The 20,186-nt window shown below is 73.1% G+C and carries 16 protein-coding genes and 3 tRNA genes; 8 read left to right on the top strand and 11 right to left on the bottom strand.

Annotated features, from left to right (window positions below):
• The first annotated feature begins 11 nt into the window (after window positions 1-11).
• Together ACL02T_RS00850 and ACL02T_RS00845 are read left to right on the top strand one after the other, a co-directional pair.
• Window positions 12-860 (top strand): sugar phosphate isomerase/epimerase family protein, encoded by an 849-nt coding sequence (locus ACL02T_RS00850; RefSeq protein WP_412828663.1) that lies wholly within the window; start codon window positions 12-14, stop codon window positions 858-860.
• An 11-nt stretch (window positions 861-871) separates the two neighbouring features.
• Window positions 872-1,564: a nucleoside/nucleotide kinase family protein gene (locus ACL02T_RS00845; protein WP_412829311.1), complete on the top strand. Its 693-nt coding sequence runs from the start codon at window positions 872-874 to the stop codon at window positions 1,562-1,564.
• Between the two features lie 144 nt (window positions 1,565-1,708).
• Here ACL02T_RS00845 and ACL02T_RS00840 read toward each other — a convergent pair whose 3' ends face one another.
• The 3 genes from ACL02T_RS00840 to ACL02T_RS00830 all read right to left on the bottom strand — a co-directional run bounded on the left by ACL02T_RS00840 (window position 1,709) and on the right by ACL02T_RS00830 (window position 4,802).
• Entirely contained in the window at window positions 1,709-2,815 is a 1,107-nt protein-coding gene (locus ACL02T_RS00840) for a cystathionine gamma-lyase (RefSeq protein WP_412828662.1), read from the bottom strand.
• Between the two features lie 83 nt (window positions 2,816-2,898).
• Window positions 2,899-3,897: an NAD(P)H-dependent glycerol-3-phosphate dehydrogenase gene (locus ACL02T_RS00835; RefSeq protein ID WP_412829310.1), complete on the bottom strand. Its 999-nt coding sequence runs from the start codon at window positions 3,895-3,897 to the stop codon at window positions 2,899-2,901.
• Window positions 3,898-3,902: 5 nt separating this feature from the next.
• Window positions 3,903-4,802 (bottom strand): lysophospholipid acyltransferase family protein, encoded by a 900-nt coding sequence (locus ACL02T_RS00830; RefSeq protein WP_412828661.1) that lies wholly within the window; start codon window positions 4,800-4,802, stop codon window positions 3,903-3,905.
• 94 nt (window positions 4,803-4,896) lie between these two features.
• Between ACL02T_RS00830 and cofC the strand changes: the two genes are divergently transcribed.
• The 4 genes from cofC to ACL02T_RS00810 all read left to right on the top strand — a co-directional run bounded on the left by cofC (window position 4,897) and on the right by ACL02T_RS00810 (window position 10,067).
• Complete coding sequence (cofC, locus tag ACL02T_RS00825) at window positions 4,897-5,538, top strand: 2-phospho-L-lactate guanylyltransferase (protein WP_412828660.1); 642 nt, start codon at window positions 4,897-4,899, stop codon at window positions 5,536-5,538.
• Window positions 5,539-5,595: 57 nt separating this feature from the next.
• Window positions 5,596-6,633 carry an SPFH domain-containing protein gene (locus ACL02T_RS00820; RefSeq protein WP_412828659.1) on the top strand — a complete coding sequence of 346 codons (1,038 nt, stop codon included), beginning with the start codon at window positions 5,596-5,598 and terminating at the stop codon, window positions 6,631-6,633.
• Window positions 6,634-6,782: 149 nt separating this feature from the next.
• Complete coding sequence (locus ACL02T_RS00815) at window positions 6,783-9,122, top strand: RNA degradosome polyphosphate kinase (RefSeq protein ID WP_412828658.1); 2,340 nt, start codon at window positions 6,783-6,785, stop codon at window positions 9,120-9,122.
• A gap of 15 nt (window positions 9,123-9,137) precedes the next feature.
• Window positions 9,138-10,067, top strand: a complete 930-nt coding sequence (locus ACL02T_RS00810) for an NUDIX hydrolase (protein WP_412828657.1) — start codon at window positions 9,138-9,140, stop codon at window positions 10,065-10,067.
• Between the two features lie 406 nt (window positions 10,068-10,473).
• Here ACL02T_RS00810 and ACL02T_RS00805 read toward each other — a convergent pair whose 3' ends face one another.
• The 4 genes from ACL02T_RS00805 to leuC all read right to left on the bottom strand — a co-directional run bounded on the left by ACL02T_RS00805 (window position 10,474) and on the right by leuC (window position 14,225).
• The gene (locus ACL02T_RS00805) at window positions 10,474-11,262 is read right to left on the bottom strand and encodes a TspO-related membrane protein (protein ID WP_412828656.1); all 789 of its coding nucleotides are present in this window, start codon (window positions 11,260-11,262) and stop codon (window positions 10,474-10,476) included.
• 250 nt (window positions 11,263-11,512) lie between these two features.
• Window positions 11,513-12,061 (bottom strand): HU family DNA-binding protein, encoded by a 549-nt coding sequence (locus ACL02T_RS00800; protein ID WP_412828655.1) that lies wholly within the window; start codon window positions 12,059-12,061, stop codon window positions 11,513-11,515.
• A 149-nt stretch (window positions 12,062-12,210) separates the two neighbouring features.
• A complete protein-coding gene (leuD, locus tag ACL02T_RS00795; protein WP_412828654.1) occupies window positions 12,211-12,801 on the bottom strand; it encodes a 3-isopropylmalate dehydratase small subunit in 591 nt (196 codons plus the stop codon).
• Window positions 12,801-14,225, bottom strand: a complete 1,425-nt coding sequence (leuC, locus tag ACL02T_RS00790; RefSeq protein WP_412828653.1) for a 3-isopropylmalate dehydratase large subunit — start codon at window positions 14,223-14,225, stop codon at window positions 12,801-12,803. Before leuC ends, leuD begins: the two co-directional genes overlap by 1 nt.
• Window positions 14,226-14,306: 81 nt before the next feature.
• Here leuC and ACL02T_RS00785 point away from each other — a divergent pair, with 81 nt between their 5' ends.
• Both ACL02T_RS00785 and ACL02T_RS00780 read left to right on the top strand, forming a co-directional pair.
• Window positions 14,307-15,008, top strand: a complete 702-nt coding sequence (locus ACL02T_RS00785; RefSeq protein WP_412828652.1) for an IclR family transcriptional regulator — start codon at window positions 14,307-14,309, stop codon at window positions 15,006-15,008.
• A gap of 154 nt (window positions 15,009-15,162) precedes the next feature.
• Window positions 15,163-17,085: an Hsp70 family protein gene (locus ACL02T_RS00780; protein WP_412829309.1), complete on the top strand. Its 1,923-nt coding sequence runs from the start codon at window positions 15,163-15,165 to the stop codon at window positions 17,083-17,085.
• Window positions 17,086-18,273: 1,188 nt separating this feature from the next.
• Here the strand turns inward: ACL02T_RS00780 and ACL02T_RS00775 are convergent.
• The 4 genes from ACL02T_RS00775 to gltX all read right to left on the bottom strand — a co-directional run bounded on the left by ACL02T_RS00775 (window position 18,274) and on the right by gltX (window position 20,146).
• A tRNA-Glu gene (locus ACL02T_RS00775) sits at window positions 18,274-18,346 on the bottom strand.
• A gap of 93 nt (window positions 18,347-18,439) precedes the next feature.
• Window positions 18,440-18,512, bottom strand: a tRNA-Glu gene (locus ACL02T_RS00770).
• A 23-nt stretch (window positions 18,513-18,535) separates the two neighbouring features.
• A tRNA-Gln gene (locus tag ACL02T_RS00765) sits at window positions 18,536-18,607 on the bottom strand.
• A gap of 66 nt (window positions 18,608-18,673) precedes the next feature.
• On the bottom strand, window positions 18,674-20,146 hold the full coding sequence (gltX, locus tag ACL02T_RS00760; protein WP_412828651.1) for a glutamate--tRNA ligase: 1,473 nt from the start codon (window positions 20,144-20,146) through the stop codon (window positions 18,674-18,676).
• Window positions 20,147-20,186: the final 40 nt, after the last annotated feature.

Below are 20,186 nucleotides of genomic sequence, written 5' to 3'. Positions count from 1 at the left end.
ACCCCCTCGGTGTGCACGCCCTGGTCTGGGTCGGCGACACCTCCCCCGAGTCGGTCGACACCGCCGTGCGCAGGACCGCCGAGGCCGGCTTCGACCTGCTGGAGCTGTCCCTGCACGACTCGGTCAACCTGGACGTGCCCCGGGCCCGCGCGGCGCTCGAGGAGGCCGGCCTGCAGGTCGCCTGCTCCCGCGGTCTCGCGTTCGACGCCGGCGTCTCCAGCGACGACCCCGCCGTCGTCGACCGGGGGGCGAAGCTGCTCGCCGACTCCCTGCAGGTGACCCGGGACCTCGGCGGCACCCACTTCACCGGGGCGCCGTACAGCGCGCTGGGCAGGTACTCCGCACCGCTGACCGCGGCCGGCCGGGCCAACGTGGTCCGGGTGCTGCGCGAGCTGGCCGCGGAGACCGCCGGGGCCGGGATGACCCTCGGGCTCGAGGTGTGCAACCGCTACGAGACGAACGTCGTCAACACCGCGCGGGACGCGCTGCGGCTGGCCGACGACATCGGCGCCGACAACGTGCTCGTCCACCTCGACACGTACCACATGAACATCGAGGAGGCCGACTTCGTCCGCCCGGTGCTCGAGGTCGGTGACCGGCTCGGCTACGTGCACATCGGCGAGAACCACCGCGGCCACCTGGGCTCGGGACACCTCGACTTCACCTCGTTCTTCCACGCGCTGGCCGACATCGGCTACACAGGGCCGGTGACCTTCGAGTCGTTCTCCTCGGCCGTCGTCGCCCCGGGACTGTCGGCGGACCTCGCGGTCTGGCCCACTCTGTGGGAGGACGGCGCCGAACTCGCCCGGCACGCCCGCGGCTTCCTCGCCGACGGGCCCACGGCCGCGGCGCCCCGGTAGTCCCCGTGCGGATCGAGCGGTTCGACGAGCTGGTCGGCCGGGCGCTGGCGCTCGCGACCGCCCCGGGCGACCGGCGGGTCCTGCTGGGGATCGCCGGCAGCCCCGGAGCGGGCAAGACCACGCTGGCGGAGTCGCTGGTGGCCGCGCTCGCGGCCGCCCCGCCGCCCGGGCTCGACGCGGGGTGGGTCGCCCACGTCCCGATGGACGGCTACCACCTGGCCGACGTCGAGCTCGACCGGCTCGGCCGCCGGGACCGCAAGGGCGCGTCGGACACGTTCGACGCCGCCGGGTACGCGGCCCTGCTGCACCGGCTGCGCGAGGTGCCCGCCCCGGACGCGCCGCCGGTGTACGCGCCGGCCTTCGACCGGGACATCGAGCAGCCCGTCGCCGGCTCGATCCCGGTGCAGCCGGCCTGCCGGCTCGTCGTCACCGAGGGGAACTACCTGCTGCTCGACGACCCGGCGTGGCGGGCGGCGCGGGCCGCGCTCGACGAGGTCTGGTTCGTCGAGATCGACGAGACGGTGCGCAACACGCGGCTGGTCGACCGGCACGTGCGGTTCGGCAAGAGCCCCGACTTCGCCCGGCACTGGGTGGCGACCACGGACGAGCCCAACGCCCGGCTCGTCGAGTCGACCCGCACGCGGGCCGACGTCCTCGTCCGACTGTCGCCGTCCCCGGACGCTGTGCGCGTCATGGAACAATGATGCGCTCGAGCCGGGTCGCTGGCCGCGTTATGGAACCATAGTGCGCTCGTGCTGGCGGTGTAGGCGCATTATGGAACCATACTGCGGTCGGACCGGCCCTTTCGGCGCGTTGTGGAGCCATACTGCGGTGGGCGAGGGCGGTCCTCAGATCCGTACCGCGTCCAACGCCCCGAGCACGTCGGCGACCAGGTCGTCCGTGTCCTCGCAGCCCGCGGACAGCCGCAGGAGCCCGGGCGGCACCGCGTCGCCCCACCGCTCGCGACGGTCGGCCGAGGTCCGGAGCCCGCCGAAGCTCGTCGTCGACGAGACGAGGCGGGAGGCCGCCAGGAACTCCCCCACCGCCTCGGCGGAGGGCAGCGTGAACCGCAGGATCCCGTTCCAGCGCCGCATCTGCCGCGAGGCCACCGCGTGGGACGGGTCGGACGGCAGGCCCGGCCACCGGACGTCGACCGCCGTGGGGTGCCCGAGCAGCGCCTGGACCAGCGCGCGCGCGTTCCGCGCCTGCCGCTCCAGCCGCAGGTCCAGCGTGCCGAGGCCGCGGTGCGCGAGCCAGGTCTCCATCGGGCCGGGGATCGCGCCGCTGCGGGTGCGCGCGCCCCGCACCCGCTCGGCGAGAATCGGGTCGGCGCAGGTCACGTGCCCGAGGACGACGTCGCCGTGCCCGTTGAGCGCCTTGGTGTCACTGGCGATCACGAAGTCGGCGCCGAGCGGCAGCGGCTTCTGCCCCAGCGGGGTCGCGGTGGTGTTGTCGACGGCCACCCTCGCCCCCACCGCATGCGCGGCCTCACACAGGGCGCGGATGTCGCACACCTCCAGCCCCGGGTTGGACGGCGTCTCCAGCAGCACGAGGGACGCGCCGTGGAGCGGCTCCCACGCCCCGGCCGTCCCGAACTCCCGGACCTCGACCCCCATCGGCGCGAGCTCCTCGGAGGCGACGAGCCGGGCGATGTAGTAGCCGTCGCTGGGCAGGACGACGGCGGTGCCGGGCTTGGCGCACAGGTGCATCACCGTGGACAGCGCCGCCATCCCGGAGGCGAACGCGACGCACTCCCCGCCCTCGAGCTCGCCGACCGCGGCCTCGTACGCGCTCCACGTCGGATTGCCGGCACGGCCGTAGAAGAACTCCGGCCGCGGGTCGTGCGGGAGCCCCAGCTCGAAGGTCGCGGACAGCACCGGGCCGGGGTGCGCGGGCTCGCCCACCGCACCCGGCGGGTGCCCGCCCCTGACGCAGCGCGTCCCGTCCCCGCTCATGGGCCCTCCTTCGTGCGGCTGCGCCGCGTGCGTGCGAAGCGGTCTTCCGGCACCACCGACCACGCACGGGCGGCACAGCCGCGTCATTCGGGCTTCGGCGCCCGCGAGATCAGTTCCTTGGCCATGGCGGTGGCGGAGTAGCCCTCGTGGCACACCCGCCGCACGGCGTCGGCGATCGGCAGTTCCACCCCGTGCCGTTCCCCGAGCTCGCAGATCGACACGCACGACTTCACGCCCTCGGCGACCTGGCCGTGGTTGGCCGCCTCGGCCTGGGCGAGGGTCTCGCCGCGGCCCAGGTGCTCGCCGAAGGTGCGGTTGCGGGAGAGCGGCGACGAGCACGTCGCCACCAGGTCGCCGAGCCCGGCGAGCCCCGCGAAGGTCAACGGGTCCGCACCCAGCTCCGCGCCCAGCCGGGCGGTCTCGGCCAGCCCCCGGGTGATCAGCGAGGCGCGGCTGTTGTCGCCCAGCCCCATCCCCGCGGCGATCCCGACGGCCAGTGCGATCACGTTCTTGCCCGCGCCGCCCAGCTCGCAGCCGACGACGTCGGTGTTGGTGTACGAGCGGAAGTAGTCGTTCGAGGTCGCGGCCTGCAGCTGCACCGCACGCTCGTGGTCGGTGCACGCGATCACCGTGGCCGTCGGCTCCCCCTGCGCGATCTCCCGCGCCAGGTTCGGCCCGGAGACGACCGCGACCTGGTGCGGCGGCACCGCCGCGACCTCGGCGATCACCTCGCTCATCCGCTTGAGCGTCCCCAGCTCGACACCCTTGGCGAGGCTCACCAGGGTGCGGCCGGGCGGCAGCAGCGGCTTCCAGTGCGCCAGATTCGCCCGCAGCGTCTGCGACGGCACGGCGAGGACGACGGCGTCGGCCCCCTCGAGCGCGGCCGCCGCGTTGCTCGTCGCGGAGAGGTTGTCCGGCAACGCGATGCCGGGCAGGTACTCCGCGTTCTCCCGCGAGTCCCGGATCGCCGCGGCCACCTCGGGTCGCCGGGCCCAGAGCACGACCGAGCGCCCGGCGTCGGCGACGACCTTGGCGAACGCCGTCCCCCACGACCCGGCCCCGAGGACCGCGATCTTCGCCAGGCCCGTCACGCCGCCCCGCCGTTCCGCTCGACCTCCGGCGTCGCGGCCTCGGAGGTCTCGGACGGCGCGGTCTCGGAGGTCTCGGAGGTCTCGGAGGTCTCGGACAGCGGGGCCTGGGACGGCATGGCCTCGGACGCCGCGTCCCCGGGAGCGATCACCTCATTGCGCTCGGCCTCCGGCGTCGCGGCCTCAGCCGTGCGGCCCTCGGTCGCCCGCCGGTAGAAGCCCGGCGGCGGCGTCTCGTCCCGGACGTCGGCGAGCAGCTCCTTGCAGCGCGTCATGAACAGCTCGGTCACCTCGCGGAGGATGGTCGCGTCGATCGGCCTGTCGCGGTAGGCGGACAGGTCGATCGGCTCGCCGGTCCGCACCGTGATCCGCCTGCGCGGGAACGGCCGGACCTTCTTGTTGTAGTGGTCGTACACCTCACGGGTGCCCCAGTGCACCATCGGCAACACCGGCACCTCCGACGACAGCGCCAGCCGCGCCGCCCCCGTCCGCGAGTGCATCGGCCAGCCCTCGGGATCCCGCGTGATCGTGCCCTCCGGGTAGATCACCACGACCTTGCCGTCCGCCAGTCCCTCGACGCCGGCGGCCAGGCTCCGCTGGGCGTCGGCCGAGTCGCGGTAGACCGGGATCTGGCCCGTGCCCAGCAACACCTTCCCGAGCACCGGGACCTTCCACAGGCTCGCCTTGGCCAGGAACCGCGGCACCCGGCGCGCGCTGTACACCCACAGCGCCGTGAACACCGGGTCCAGGTAGGAGATGTGGTTCGCGACGAGCAGCGCACCGCCCTCCGCCGGCAGATGCTCGCGGCCCTCGTACTTCGGCTTCCCCGCCAGGTAGGACAGCGGATAGAAGACCGCCGCAGCGAAGCCGACCCAGAACCCGCCCTTCTCGCGCGCCACCGGTGCCCCTCTCCTGTCGTCGATCGCCGCCGATCCTTCCCTGCCCGCCCGGGCGCGGTCCACCGACACCCGGCGCGAGTGGAACGATGGTGTGGTGAGCAGCCGCGGAGTGGGTCTGGTCGTGCCCGTCAAGGGGCTCGACGCGGCCAAGTCCCGGCTGCGCGGAGCGGCCGACGGCGGGGTGGGCGACCCGGCCCGGCACGCCGAGCTCGCCCTCGCGCTCGCCCTCGACACGCTCGCCGCGGTGCTGGCTGCCGCTCGGGTGGCCGCCGTCGTCGTGGTCACCAGCGACGAGACCGTCGGGCAGGAGCTGGCCGGGACGAGGGTACGGGTCGTCCGGGACGAGCCGGCGTCCGGACTCAACGCCGCCCTGGTCCACGGCACCGCGCTGCTCCCGCGCGAGCTGCCGCACGGTGCGCTCCAGGCCGACCTCCCCGCGCTGAGGCCCGAGGAGCTCGACTCGGCACTCGGCGAAGCGCTCGCGCACGCGTCGGGCAGGGCCTTCTGCGCCGACGCCCGCGGCGACGGCACCACCCTGCTCCTCGCCGCCCCCGGCACCCCGCTTAACCCGCGGTTCGGCCCCGGCTCGGCGGCCGCGCACACGGCGTCGGGCGCCGTCCCGCTGGTGGGCGGGCTGCCCGGCCTGCGCCGCGACGTCGACACCGAGGCCGACCTCCGCGAGGCCTGCGCGCTCGGGGTCGGGCCCCGCACGGCCGGGCTGTTCGTCTGCCGGTAACCCCTGTTCACGCGCCGGGAGCGGGGTCGATAATCCGGGCCTACGGGGAGGCGCGTGATGACCGTTCTGTGGGTCGTGCTCCTGATCGTCGGGCTCACCGTGCTGGTGGGCGGCCTGAGCTGCGTCCGGGTGGTGCAGCAGTTCGAACGGGGTGTGGTGTTCCGGTTCGGCCGGCTGCAGCCGCAGACGAGAGGTCCGGGGCTGGCGGTGCTGATGCCCTTGTCGGACCGCATGCACAAGGTCAGCCTGCAGGTGGTGACGCTGCCGATCCCGGCCCAGGACGGCATCACCAGCGACAACGTCACCGTCCGGGTCGACGCGGTCGTCTACTACCGCGTCGTCGACCCGGTCCGAGTGTCCGTGGACGTGCAGGACTACGGCTCGGCGATCCTGCAGGTGGCGCAGGCCTCGCTGCGCTCGATCATCGGCAAGAGCGAGCTCGACGACCTGTTGTCCAACCGCGAGCGGCTCAACCAGGGCCTGGAGCTGATGATCGACAACCCCGCGGTCGGGTGGGGCGTGCACATCGACCGGGTGGAGATCAAGGACGTGGTGCTGCCGGAGTCGATGAAGCGGTCGATGTCGCGGCAGGCCGAGGCCGAGCGCGAGCGGCGGTCGCGGGTGATCACCGCCGAGGGCGAGCTGCAGGCGTCGAAGCAGCTGGCGGAGGCGGCCGAGGTGATGACCTCCCACCCGGCCGCCCTGCAGCTGCGGCTGCTGCAGACCGTCGTCGAGGTGGCGGCGGAGAAGAACTCCACGCTGGTGCTGCCCTTCCCGGTGGAGCTGCTGCGGTTCCTGGAGCGGTCGACGCCCTCAGCCCGACCGTCCGCCGCGCAGAACGGCGACCGCCCGCCGGCCGGCGATGCCGAGCGCGGCGATGCCGGCGAGGTCGGCGCCCGTCAGGCCGTGGCCCGGGGAGACGACGAGCAGCGTCGGACCCTCCATCCGCCCGTTCACGACGAACCACACCGTCGCGACGACGGCGAGCGCGACCGCCCCGCCGAGCCCCGTCTCGCCGCTGACGGCGGCGAGCACGACGAGGGCGACCAGCACGAGCGAGGCGACCATCCGCTCACCCTGCCGGGCGCGCGGTGAGGTCGGCGCCAAGCCTGCGATCTCCGGCACAGGTCACACCGCCCTCGCAGGTCAACCGCCATTCGTGATCCAGTCGTGACCGAGAGTTCACCCGGATGTCGGTGGCTCCGGCAGGTCGGACCGGGGGCCGGTGAGGAAGAATCCCGCCGGTGAGCACGGGCCCCGAGAACACCGAGACCGGAGGCGTGAGCAACGGGCGCCGCCGCACCGCGAGGAAGCCGGCGCCCCGGCGCCGGGCGACCCCGGTCCGCGCACGGTCCGGCAGCCAGGTGGAGGCCGCGGCACCCGGCCCGGCCCCGTCCCCCACGGAGGTCAGCACCGCCACCGCCCCGGCCGCCGGCGGCAACGGCAGCGGCGCCGGCCCGATCGGCCCGCCCGCGCCGACCACCGGCCCCGCCCCGAGCGGGCTGCCCGACGACCGCTACCTCAACCGCGAGCTCTCCTGGCTGGACTTCAACGCCCGGGTCCTCGCCCTGGCCGAGGACACCAGCCAGCCGTTGCTGGAGCGGGCGAAGTTCCTCGCGATCTTCGCCAGCAACCTCGACGAGTTCTACATGGTCCGGGTCGCCGGGCTGAAGCGTCGCGACGAGACCGGCCTGGCCGTGCGCAGCGCCGACGGGCTCTCCCCGCGCGAGCAGCTGGTCAAGATCGCCGAGCGGAGCCAGCAGCTCTCCGAGGCGCACGCCCGGGTGTTCCTCGACGAGGTCCGGCCCGAGCTGGACCAGAACGGCATCCACATCCGCCGCTGGAGCGACCTGTCCGACACCCAGCGCCTGCGCCTGTCGGACTACTTCGCCGCGCAGGTCTTCCCGGTGCTCACCCCGCTGGCCGTCGACCCCGCCCACCCCTTCCCGTACATCTCCGGCCTGTCGCTGAACCTGGCCGTCACGGTCCGGGACACCGACAGCCGCACCGAGCGGTTCGCCCGGGTCAAGGTGCCGAACAACGTCCCGCGCCTGGTCCGGGTGCAGGACGACGACGGCAGGTCCGGCCGGGACGTCACCTTCCTGCCGATCGAGGACCTCATCGCGGCCCACCTCGGCGAGCTGTTCCCGGGCCTCGAGGTCGCGGAGGTGCACGCCTTCCGGGTCACCCGCAACGCCGACCTGGAGGTGGAGGAGGATCGGGACGAGGACCTCCTGCAGGCCCTGGAGCGCGAGCTCGCCCGCCGCCGCTTCGGCCCGCCCGTGCGGCTCGAGGTCGTCGACACCGTGTCCGAGCACGTGCTGGAACTCCTGCTGCGCGAGCTCGACGTGGACCCGGGCGACGTCGTCACCGTGCCCGGGCTGCTCGACCTCACCTGCCTCTGGGAGGTCTACGGCACCGACCGGCCGGACCTCAAGGACGAGCCCTTCCGCCCCGCCACGCACCCGGCGTTCGGCGAGCGGGAGACGCCGCGCTCGATCTTCGCCACGCTGCGGGACGGCGACGTGCTGGTCCACCACCCCTACGACTCCTTCTCCACGAGCGTGCAGCGCTTCGTCGAGCAGGCGGCGGCGGACCCGAACGTCCTGGCGATCAAGCAGACGCTCTACCGGACGTCGGGCGACTCGCCGATCGTCGACGCCCTGATCGACGCGGCCGCGGCCGGCAAGCAGGTCGTCGCGCTGGTGGAGATCAAGGCCCGGTTCGACGAGCAGGCCAACATCCGCTGGGCCCGCGAGCTGGAGAAGTCCGGCGTGCACGTCGTCTACGGCCTGGTCGGGCTGAAGACGCACTGCAAGACCTCACTGGTCGTGCGCCAGGAGGGCTCGACCATCCGCCGCTACTGCCACATCGGCACCGGCAACTACAACCCCAAGACCGCGCGGCTCTACGAGGACATCGGCGTGCTCACCGCCGACCCGACGATCGGCGCCGACCTCACGGACCTGTTCAACTCGCTCACCGGCTACTCGCGGCAGACCTCCTACCGCAGCCTGCTCGTGGCGCCCTACGGCGTCCGACGCGGGATCGTCCGCCGCATCGAGGACGAGATCGAGGCGCACGAGGCCGGCGACGCCGCGGCCCGGGTCCGGATCAAGGTCAACTCGCTGGTCGACGAGCAGGTGATCGACGCGCTGTACCGGGCCTCGCAGGCCGGGGTGCCGGTGGACGTCGTGGTGCGCGGCATCTGCGCCATCCGCCCGAACGTCCCGGGTCTGTCGGAGAACATCCAGGTGCGCTCGATCCTCGGGCGCTTCCTGGAGCACTCCCGGATCTTCCACTTCGGCTCGGCGGACGAGTACTGGATCGGCAGCGCCGACATGATGCACCGCAACCTCGACCGCCGCGTCGAGGTGCTGCTGCGGGTGGCGGACCCGAAGCTCGCCGGGCAGCTCGGCGGCGTCTTCGACTCCTGCCTCGACCCCGCCACCCGCTGCTGGGTGCTGGAGGGCGACGGCACCTGGGAGCCCTCCCCGCCGAAGGGCACCGACCTCGAGAAGGTGCGCGACCACCAGGCCGAGCTGATGATCGCGCACGCCTCGCGGTCCCAGGTCGACGAGTGAGGGCCGGCAGCGCGGATGTCTGACCTGTACGCCGCGCTCGGGGTCGACGTCCTTGCCGCAGGCACCGTGCTGTGGCGTCCCGGCAACGCCGGCCCGCTCGTCGCGCTGGTGCACCGGCCCAAGTACGACGACTGGGGCCTGCCGAAGGGCAAGCTCGACGACGGCGAGACCCTGGCCGCCTGCGCGGTGCGCGAGACCAGGGAGGAGACCGGCGCGCGGGCCCGGCTTGGCGCCCGGCTCGGCGACGTGCGCTACCCCGTGCCGGAGGGGCGCAAGCTCGTCCGGTACTGGGCGGCCGAGGCGCTGGACGTGCCGGACTTCGTGCCCAACTCCGAGATCGACGAACTGGTGTGGCGCTCACCGGGCGAGGCCCGTCCGCAGCTGAGCTACGCCCACGACGTCGAGATCCTCGACCGGTTCCTCGCTCCGCAGTCGGTGCTGCTCCTGGTCCGGCACGCCAAGGCGGGCAGCCGCAAGGACTGGGACGGCGACGACGACCTGCGCCCGCTCTCCGGCGTCGGGCGCGCGCAGGCCGAGCACCTGGTCGGGTTCCTCGAGCGGTTCGCACCCGAGCGCTTCCACTCGGCCGTGCCGGTGCGCTGCGTGGACACGATCGCCCCGTTCGCGGTGGCGCGGGGCCTCTCCGCCGACGAGATCGAGCGCGAGCCGCTGCTCGGCGAGGAGGGCTACTGGGAGGATCCGGCCGCCGGCCTCGCCCGCTTCCGCGCCCTGCTGGGCCGGCCCGGCGTGACGGTGCTGTGCAGCCAGGGCGGGGTGATCCCGGACGTCCTCGGGACGCTGTTCGACGAGTGCGCACCGTCCGTCACGGGCGTGCCGGACCCGGGCAAGACCCCCGCGCCCTCCCGCAAGGGCAGCACGTGGGTGCTGACCACGGACTCGTCCGGCGCCGTGACCTCGGCGGACTACTACCCCAGCCCCACCTGAGCACCCGTCGACCGAGCAGGTCCAGATCGCCACCGGACGCGCGGGGGAACCATCACTCCGTCAGGGCGCGGCAGTGAAGCGCACTATGGAACCATAATGTCGTCAGGCGCGGGGCTCGAACGCGCTATGGAACCATAATGCCGTCAGGCGCGGATCTCGAACGCGTCATGGAACCATACTGCTCTGGACACCGGCTCCGGGACGCGTCATGGAACCATGATGCTGCCAGGTGCGGCTTCCGCACGTGCTATGACACCAAGATGCCGTCGAGTGCGGCTTCTGCACGCATCATGGAACCATGATGTTCAGATTGCGTAGCTCTGGAGCGCGTATGGAACCATAACGCTGTCAGGTGCCGCTTCTGCACATGTTGTGGAACCATACTGCGCTGGAGACGGGCTCTCGCTCAGCCCTCCACCAGGCGGCCCGGGCGCGACGCCGGACGGCGCGGGCCGGACATGCGCCGGTGCAGGCCGCGGCGGCGGAACGCGATCGCGGCGACCACCACCACGACCACCCCGACGGCGGCGCCGAGCGCGAGCACCGGCTCCCCGGCACCGCGGGCGCCCAGCACCGCACCGACGAAGGCCCACACGACCGCGGCCAGGTACGGCAGCAGTACACCGGTCCAGCGCAGCAGCACGACGGCGGTCGCGGCCGCCCCGGCCAGGACGGCCAGTTGCCCCAGCAATCCCGCCGTCCCCTCGAGCGGCGCCCCCGAGCCGACCAGGGCGGTCGTCAGGTTGAGCCAGATCGCAATGCTGCTCCACCCCAGGTAGAGCCCCAGCGTTCCCCACAGGACCGCCTGTGCGTACCCGCTCCACGCCCCGATGCGGCGCGCCTCCCCCAGCGCCACCCGGGTGGCCGCGAGCAGCCCGCCCAGCATCACCAGGAACACGGCCAGGGTCGCCCAGCGCGGTTCCAGCTCGGCGGCCACCAGCCAGGCCGTGAACCCGGCGAACACCACGGTCAACGGGCGGGCGAGCCGTACGCGCAGGTCGGGGTCCGGGCTCCCCGGCCGTGCGGCCCACACCGCCCAGAGCAGCGACACGACCTCGATCACCACCCAGATCGAGAACGCGTAACCGGCCGGCACGATGGCCGGCTCACCCGCCCGGTCCTCCGTGGTGAACGCGCCCCCGCCCAGCGCCTGGATCACCGGCGCAGCGGCGAGCTGCCCCAGCGCGAGCACCACCAGCGCGACCGTCCACCCGCTCCACCGGCCGGACCGCGGACTCCCTCCTGCCGGACCCCGGACGTCCCTGAGCAGACGCGCCACGACGACCACCTCTCCCCCAACCTCTCGACGAGCAAGAGAATCGGGCGGGTGGGACGGGGCCGCAACTCGATCACGGTTGTCGGGCTCGAGCAGTCGGGGGCAGGACGGCTGTGTCGCGAGGGCCGCGAATCGTCCCGCTCGGCCCACGACACGCGGGCAGCAGCGGCTACTTCTTCGCCTTCGCCTTCTTGGCCGACTTCTCCTTCGCCGCCTTCGCCGGCGCCTCCTTGGCCGACTTCTTCGCCACCGGCTTCTCGGTCGCCTTCTCGCCGGCCTTGGCCTTCGCGGCGGTCGTCCTGGCGGCCGTGGAGCGCGACGTCTGCTTCGGCGCCGACGTCTCGACGGCCTCCTCCGCGGCGAACGAGCCCGACGCCCGGGCCGCGCGGGCGGCGGGGCGAGGCGCACGCGCCGGGGCCCTCTTCGCGGTGGCCGCCGCGCCGCCGTTGCCCGCCACCGTGGTCTTGAACGCGGTGCCCGGGCGGAACGACGGGACCGTGGTCGGCGGAACCGGGACCGTCTCGCCGGTCCGCGGGTTGCGGGCCACGCGCGCCGCGCGCGCCCTGGCCTCGAACACCCCGAAGCCGGTGAGGGTCACCGAGCCGCCGGAGCCGACCGTGTCGACGATGATGTCGAGAACTCCGTCCACTGCGGATGCCGCGGTGCGTCGGTCACCGAGGCGCGCCGCCAGCGCGTCCACCAGCTGGGTCTTGTTCATGGCCCCGCACGGTAGAGCCTGCTAGGCCGTACGCCAAGGGGCTTGGCGCCGAAGAGTCGTTGCCGCACAAGGAAAAGCCGCCGCCGGCACGGTGCGTGACCACAGTGGTCACCCGCCGTACCGACGGCGGCCGTCGGCTCGGGTGCAGCTCAGGCCGTGGTGACCGGCTTGTGCGCGGGCCGGGAGCGCTCGAACGCGTCGATGGCGTCCTCGTGGCGCAGGGTCAGCCCGATGTCGTCGAGCCCCTCCAGCAGGCGCCAGCGGATGTAGTCGTCGATCTCGAAGGGCACGGTCAGGTCCTTGGCCTGCACCGTCTTCTCCTGCAGGTCGACGGTCACCTCGGTGCCCGGCTCGTTCTCCAGCAACTTCCACAGCAGCTCGACGTCGGGTTGCTCCACCTGCGCCGCGACCAGCCCGGCCTTCGCCGAGTTGCCGCGGAAGATGTCGGCGAACCGCGCCGAGATCACGACCCGGAAGCCGTAGTCCATCAGCGCCCAGACGGCGTGCTCGCGCGAGGAGCCGGTGCCGAAGTCCGGCCCCGCCACCAGGACCGACCCGCGAGTGAAGGGCTCCTGGTTCAGGATGAACGACTCGTCGTTGCGCCAGGCCGAGAACAGCCCGTCCTCGAAGCCCGTGCGGGTGACGCGCTTGAGGTAGACGGCCGGGATGATCTGGTCGGTGTCCACGTTGGACCGGCGCAAGGGGACGCCGATACCGGTGTGGGTGGTGAACTTCTCCATCAGCTCAGGTCCTCCGGGCTCGACAGGGTCCCGCGCACCGCGGTCGCGGCGGCGACCAGCGGGGAGACCAGGTGGGTGCGGCCGCCCTTGCCCTGGCGACCCTCGAAGTTGCGGTTGGAGGTCGACGCGCTGCGCTCCCCCGGCGCGAGCTGGTCCGGGTTCATGCCCAGGCACATCGAGCAGCCCGCGGAGCGCCACTCGGCGCCGGCGGCGGTGAAGACCTTGTCCAGGCCCTCCTCCTCGGCCTGGAAGCGCACCCGCATCGAGCCGGGCACGACCAGCATCCGGACGCCCTCGGCGACCCGCTTGCCGTCGAGGATCTCCGCGGCGGCCCGCAGGTCCTCGATCCGGCCGTTGGTGCAGGAACCGACGAACACGGTGTCGACCGTGATCGAGCGCAGCGGCTGGCCGGCCTCGAGACCCATGTAGGCCAGCGCCTTCTCGGCGGCGACGCGCTCGTTCTCGTCGACGATCGCCTCCGGGTCCGGGACGTTCTCGCCCAGCGGGAGCCCCTGGCCGGGATTGGTGCCCCAGGTGACGAACGGGGTCAGCGCGTCCGCATCGATGTCCACCTCGGCGTCGAACACCGCGTCGGGGTCGGTACGCAGCTCGCGCCACTCGGCGACCGCGGTGTCCCACGCGTCCCCGGAAGGCGCGTGGTCGCGACCCTTCAGGTAGGCGAAGGTGGTCTCGTCCGGGGCGATCATGCCCGCGCGGGCACCGGCCTCGATCGACATGTTGCAGATCGTCATCCGGGCCTCCATCGAGAGGTTCTCGATGACGTTGCCCCGGTACTCCAGGACGTAGCCCTGGCCGCCGCCGGTGCCGATCTGCGCGATGATCGCGAGCACGACGTCCTTGCTCGTGACACCCGGCCGCAGCCGCCCGTCCGACGAGTGGACGTTGATCGCCATGGTCTTGAACGGCTTGAGCGGCAACGTCTGGGTGGCCAGCACGTGCTCCACCTCGGAGGTGCCGATGCCGAAGGCCATCGCGCCGAACGCGCCGTGCGTGGAGGTGTGCGAGTCGCCGCAGACGACCGTGGTGCCCGGCTGGGTCAGCCCCAGCTGCGGCCCGACGACGTGCACGATGCCCTGCTCGGCGTGGTTCATCGGGTAGAGCCGGACGCCGAACTCCTCGCAGTTGCGCCGCAGGGTCTCCACCTGCGTGCGCGAGACGGGGTCGGCGATCGGGGCGAGGACGTCGAGCGTCGGGACGTTGTGGTCCTCGGTGGCGAGCGTCAGGTCGGGGCGGCGGACCGGCCGGCCGGCGAGCCGGAGCCCGTCGAACGCCTGCGGGCTCGTCACCTCGTGCACGAGGTGGAGGTCGATGTAGAGCAGGTCGGGCTCCTGCCCTGCGCCGTGGTCAGCGCCCTTGCGGACCAGGTGCTGGTCCCAGACCTTCTCGGCCAGCGTGCGTCCCACCGCTGCCGCCTCCTTCATCAGGTGTGTCGCGAGTCCCGACAGTGGTGGTGTTCCCAGATCCTGGGAAGCTAGTATCGAGACGTGAGACAGTCTAGCGGCATCGGCGTGCTCGACAAGGCCGTGGGGGTGCTGCGGGCGGCCGCGGACGAACCGATGGGCCTCTCCGAGCTCTGCGAGGCCACCGGCCTGCCCCGCGCGACGGCGCACCGCCTGGCCGTCGGGCTCGAGGTGCACGGCCTGCTGCAGCGGGGTTCGGACGGCCGCTGGCGACCCGGCCCCACCCTCGCCGAGCTCGCGGGCGGGCACTCGGACCCGCTGCTCGAGGCCGCCGGCGCGGTGCTGCCGCGGCTGCGCGACATCACCGGCGAGAGCGTGCAGCTCTACCGGCGCGACGGCATGCACCGGATCTGCGTCGCCGCGGCCGAGCCCGCGTCCGGGCTGCGGGACACCGTGCCCGTCGGCACCCGGCTCCCGATGACCGCCGGCTCCGGGGCCAAGGTCCTCGCCGCGTGGTCCGACCCGACCACCCAGCGTGCCCTGCTCGTGAACGCGACCTTCACCGAGCGGGTCCTGGTCGACGTCCGGCGGCGCGGGTGGGCGCAGAGCGTCGCCGAGCGGGAGTCGGGTGTGGCCAGTGTCTCGGCGCCGGTGCGCGACACGCAGGGCCAGGTCGTGGCGGCCGTCTCGGTGTCCGGGCCGGTCGACCGGATCGGCCGGCGGCCGGGCGTGCGGTGGGCGGCGGACCTGCTGGCCGCGGCGGAGGCGCTGCAGCACCGTCTGTAGATCGGGTGACGCCGCGTGGCGCAGCGGAGTCGCCCCGTGCCCGAAACGGGCGGTCCGTGTCGCTAACGTGATCTCCCACGCTGTCGATGGACAGAGTGGACGGGCGCCCGCTCCCCAGCACGTCGGCGCCGAGGACCGACCGAAGACGGTGACGATGACCTACCTGCTCGGTGTCGACGTGGGCACGACCAGGACCGCCGCGGCGGTCTCGCGTGCCGACCGCCCCGGGTCGCCCGAGATGGTGTCGCTCGGCGACCGCTCCACCGACGTCCCCTCCGTGCTCTTCCTGGGCCCCGACGGCGAGGTGCTCGTCGGCGAGGCCGCCGAACGCCGCGCGGTCACGGACCCCGACCGTGTCGTGCGCGAGTTCAAGCGGCGCGTGGGCGACCCGACCCCGATCGTCGTCGGCGGCCGCGCCTGGGCCGCCGAGGAGCTGTGCGCCCGGCTGCTGCGCTGGGTGGTCGACCGGGTCGCGGCGCAGGAGGGCGGGCCGGCCGACCGGATCGCCGTCACGCACCCCGCGTCCTGGGGTTCGCACAAGCGGGACCTGATGGCGGCCGCGGCGCACGCGCAGGGCCTCACCGTCACGTTCCTCGCCGAGCCGCAGGCCGCCGCCCTGCACTACGCGGCGGGCGAGCGGGTGCCGACCGGCTCCACGATCGCGGTCTACGACCTCGGCGGCGGCACGTTCGACGCCGCCGTGGTGCGGAAGGACGCGCTGAGCGCAGGCGCAGCGGCCGTCAGCTCCGCCTTCGGGCTGCTCGGGCGGCCCGAGGGCCTGGAGCACCTCGGCGGGGTCGACTTCGACCAGGTCGTGTTCGACCACGTGGCCGAGGGCGCGCCGGACGCGTTCGCGGGCGTCGACGAGTCCGACCCGGCCGTGCTGGCCGCCGTCGCCCGGCTGCGCCGTGAGTGCACCGAGGCCAAGGAGGCACTCTCCGCGGACACCGAGGTCACCATCCCGGTGCTCATGCCGGGCTACCGCGGGTCGGTGCGGCTGCACCGCAGCGAGTTCGAGGAGGCCATCCGGCCCTCGATCACCGAGACGGTCGAGGCCCTGCGGCGGGCCGTCGAGTCCGCCGGTACGGAGCCGGAGAAGCTCAGCGCGGTGCTGCTGGTGGGCGGGTCCTCGCGGATCCCGCTCGTCGCCCAGCTGTTGTCGGAGCAGCTCGACCGCCCGGTCGCGGTCGACACCGACCCGAAGAACGCCATCGCCAAGGGCGCGGTGCTGGCCTTCCTCCCGCAGGCACTCCTGGGCGCCACGGGCGCGCACCCGGCGGTGGGTGGCGCGCCCGGGCTCGCCGGTGGAGCCCTCGCCGGCCCGGGTACCGGGATGCACGCCCCGGTCGGGGCCGACGGCGGACCGGCCACCCAGCTCGCGAGCACGGGGGCCTGGGCTCCGCCGGGCGCCACCGGGCAGTGGACGCCCGGGAGCACGGAGGCCAGGCCGGGGCAGCCGGGACGGCCGCAGGGCGGGGACCCCTACGAGGACCCCGCCTACGGCCTCTACTCCGGCCCGAACTCCGAGGCGGTCACCGAGGCCCTTCCCACCGGCGAGCCCACCCGGCTCGACGGCCCGCCGGCCCGTCCTGCGGTCGGTGGGGGGCTCTTCGACTCCTACGCCGAGTACGACGACACCCCGCCGAGCACGGGCCGCTCCCCCTTCCTCATGATCGGAGCGGGCGGCCTGGTCGCCGCGGTCGCGCTGGTCGCCGCAGTCGCGCTGTGGCCGGACAGCACGCCGGTGGGCAACGCCACGAGCCGGGTGGACCAGAGCGCCATCGCCCCGGTCCCGACTCCCGAGCCGGCCACCGAATTGCCGACCGCCACCCTCGATCCCGTGGTGGACGAGCCGGCCCCGGACGCGCCGGACAGAACCACCTCGCCGCGCCCGCAGGCCCCGGCACCGAACCCGCGGACGGTTGTGCCTCCACCTCCGACGACGCAACCCACCACACAGCCACCGACCACGGAACCCCCGACCAGCGAACCGTCGACATCGACGCCGACGACGCAGCCAACTACACCTACGCCGCCGACTACCACGAAGTCGCCGCCTACGGCGCCTCCACCCTGACTGCCCGCGCAGGCCGGTCTGTGAAGCACCTGCCACGTCCGCGCGAACACGAGCGTTCCGACAGGCGGCTGTCGCTCAGCGGGCGGCCCGGGGGCCCGGGCCGCCGGATGGCTGCTCCAGCAGCTCACCTGCCCTGAGTTCAGAGACTGAGTCAGTCAGTTTCAACGTGGGGGCTACCGTCCGCGTTGAGCGGTGCGCGGGCTGCGCCCGGCCCCCGTCCGAAAGCCCGGACGAGATCCACAACTGCGTGCAGCTGGAGCAGCACGCGCTGCCCCCAGCGCACCACAACATCGATCACCCCCGACCTCCCCGCTGCTCCCGGCCGCGAAGGTCGGGCGGCGTCGACCGCGCAGCACTCGCCCTCCGCCGGAACCCCGAAGATCAGCAGCTGCGTGCGGCTCGAGCAGGAGGCGCTGCCATCACCGCAGCACAACATTGATCACCGCCGACCTTCCCGCCCGACCGCGGCAGGCCGAGCACCACCAACAGCGCAGCGCCCGCCCTTCACCGGATGCCCGAAGATCACCAGCTGCGTGCAGCTCGAGCAGCACACACAGCCACCACCGCACCACAACATCGATCACCGCCGACCTTCCCGCCCGACTGCGGCAGGCCGAACATCACCAACAGCGCAGCGCCCGCCCCTTCGCCGGATGCCCGAAGATCACCAGCTGCGTGCAGCTAGAGCTGCACACGCTGCCCCCACCGCACCACAACACCGATCACCGCCGATCTCCCCGCTGCTCTCGACCGCGGAAGGCCGGGCGACGTCGACCGCGCAGCACACGCCCCCCGAGCGTCCCCGACCCCGCCCACCGCGCAGTACACGACCTCCGAGCGTCCCCGACCCCCGCTGACAGCGCGGCGCACGATCCCCGAGCGTCCGCGACCCCCGGCCGACCACACGTCGTCCGACCTCGCCGGGAGGCGCGAGCCTCGGCGGACGTGAGGTTCGTCTCGCCCGGCGCCCGACCTGCTGAGCACGCCTGTTCTTCACCGGCGGCCGGAGAACGCCGGTGTTCTCTCGGAGGCGTTCCCGGTGCCCGATCCACCCCACCAGCGCGCCTTCCCCCGCACGGCAGGAACGGGCCGAACCGCCCCCGCGGGCCGGCCGACGAGCCCCATTCGCGAAATTCCCGAGAAATGCGGAGATCCCCATCCCGGCGAACCGGGATGGGGATCTCCGAGTAGCCCCGACGGGATTTGAACCCGCGCTACCGCCTTGAGAGGGCGGCGTCCTAGGCCGCTAGACGACGGGGCCCAGAACAACACCGAACGACTTCGAACTCGGCAGGAGCACTGCTCCTACCAGCGAAGACACCCACCCCGGCGAACCGGGACGGGAACCTTCGAGTAGCCCCGACGGGATTTGAACCCGCGCTACCGCCTTGAGAGGGCGGCGTCCTAGGCCGCTAGACGACGGGGCCGCGGCAGGAAACTCACGTTTCCGCTGGGGTACCAGGACTCGAACCTAGACTAACTGAACCAGAATCAGTCGTGCTGCCAATTACACCATACCCCAAGGAGACACGCGCACCGGCGGGCTGCCGGAGCAGTTCCGGTGTCCGCGTCCCTTGCAGAGAAGACTCTAGACCACGCCCTCCGCGCGTTGCACGGCACCCCCCAGTCTCCGCATGGAGCGGTCGCGGCCGAGCAACTCCATGGACTCGTAGAGCGGCGGCGACACGGTCCGCCCGCTGACGGCGACGCGCACCGGCCCGAAGGCCTTCCGGGGCTTGAGGCCCAGCCCGTCGACCAGCGAGGCCTTGAGCGACTCCTCGATGGCCGCCGCACTCCAGTCCTCGACCTGCTCCAGCCCCTTCACGGCCGCGGCGAGGACCGGTACGGCGTCGGGACCCAACGTCTTGGCGGCGGCGTCGGCGTCGAGCACGAAGTCCTCCTCGGCGACGAAGAGGAACCGCAGCATGCGGGCGGCGTCGGACAGCACCTGGCTGCGCTCCTGCACGAGCGGCGCGGCGGCGGCGAGGACCGGGTCGTCGCCGGAGACGGCGACGCCCTCGGCCGACAGGTAGGGCACCAGGCGCCGGGCGAAGTCGGCCGGCTCCAACGCACGCAGGTGGGCGGCGTTGATGGCCTCGGCCTTCTTGAGGTCGAAGCGGGCCGCGTTCGCCGACACCCGGGAGACGTCGAAGGCGGCGACCATCTCGTCGAGGGAGAAGACGTCCCGGTCGTCGGCGATCGACCAGCCGAGCAGGGCGAGGTAGTTGAGCAGGCCCTCGGGCACGAAGCCGCGCTCGCGGTAGTGGAAGAGGTTCGACTCGGGGTCGCGCTTGGACAGCTTGCGGTTGCCCTCGCCGGTCACCAGGGGGAGGTGCGCGTAGACGAACGGGCCGTTGCCGATGCCGACCCGCTGCAGCGCCTCGAGCAGCGCGATCTGCCGCGGGGTGGAGGAGAGGAGGTCCTCGCCGCGCAGGACGTGCGTGATGTCCATCAACGCGTCGTCGAGCGGGTTGGTGAGCGGGTAGAGCGGGGTGCCGTCACCACGGGCGAGCACGAAGTCCGACACCTGGCCCTGCTTGAACGTGATCTCGCCGCGGATCAGGTCCGTGAAGGTGATGTCGCGGTCCGGCATCCGCAGCCGGAAGACCGGCTTGCGGCCCTCGAGCCGGAAGGCCTGCTTCTGCTCCTCGGTGAGGTCGCGGTCGGCATTGTCGTAACCCAGCTTGGGGTCCCGGCCGGCCGCACGGTGCCGCGCCTCGATCTCCTCGGGGGTGGAGTACGACTCGTAGACCTCGCCGGCCTGCACGAGCCGGCCCAGGGCGTCGCGGTAGGAGTCCCGCCGCTCGCTCTGCCGGTAGGGGCCGTGCGGGCCGCCCTTCTCGGGGCCCTCGTCCCAGTCGAGGCCGAGCCAGCGCAGCGCGTCGAGGATCGCCTCGTACGACTCGATGCTGTCCCGCTGCGCGTCCGTGTCCTCGATCCGGAAGACGAAGGTGCCCCGGTGGTGCCGGGCGTGCGCCCAGTTGAACAGGGCGGTGCGGATGAGGCCCACGTGCGGGGTCCCGGTGGGCGACGGGCAGAAGCGGACGCGAACTGTACTCATGGTGCAGCCAGGGTATCCCTGGCGCCCGGACCCGAACCGG

The sequence above is a fragment of the Pseudonocardia oceanicola genome (assembly GCF_047200735.1).
Lineage (GTDB): Bacteria > Actinomycetota > Actinomycetes > Mycobacteriales > Pseudonocardiaceae > Pseudonocardia.
This window is presented reverse-complemented; position numbering and strand designations above follow the sequence as displayed.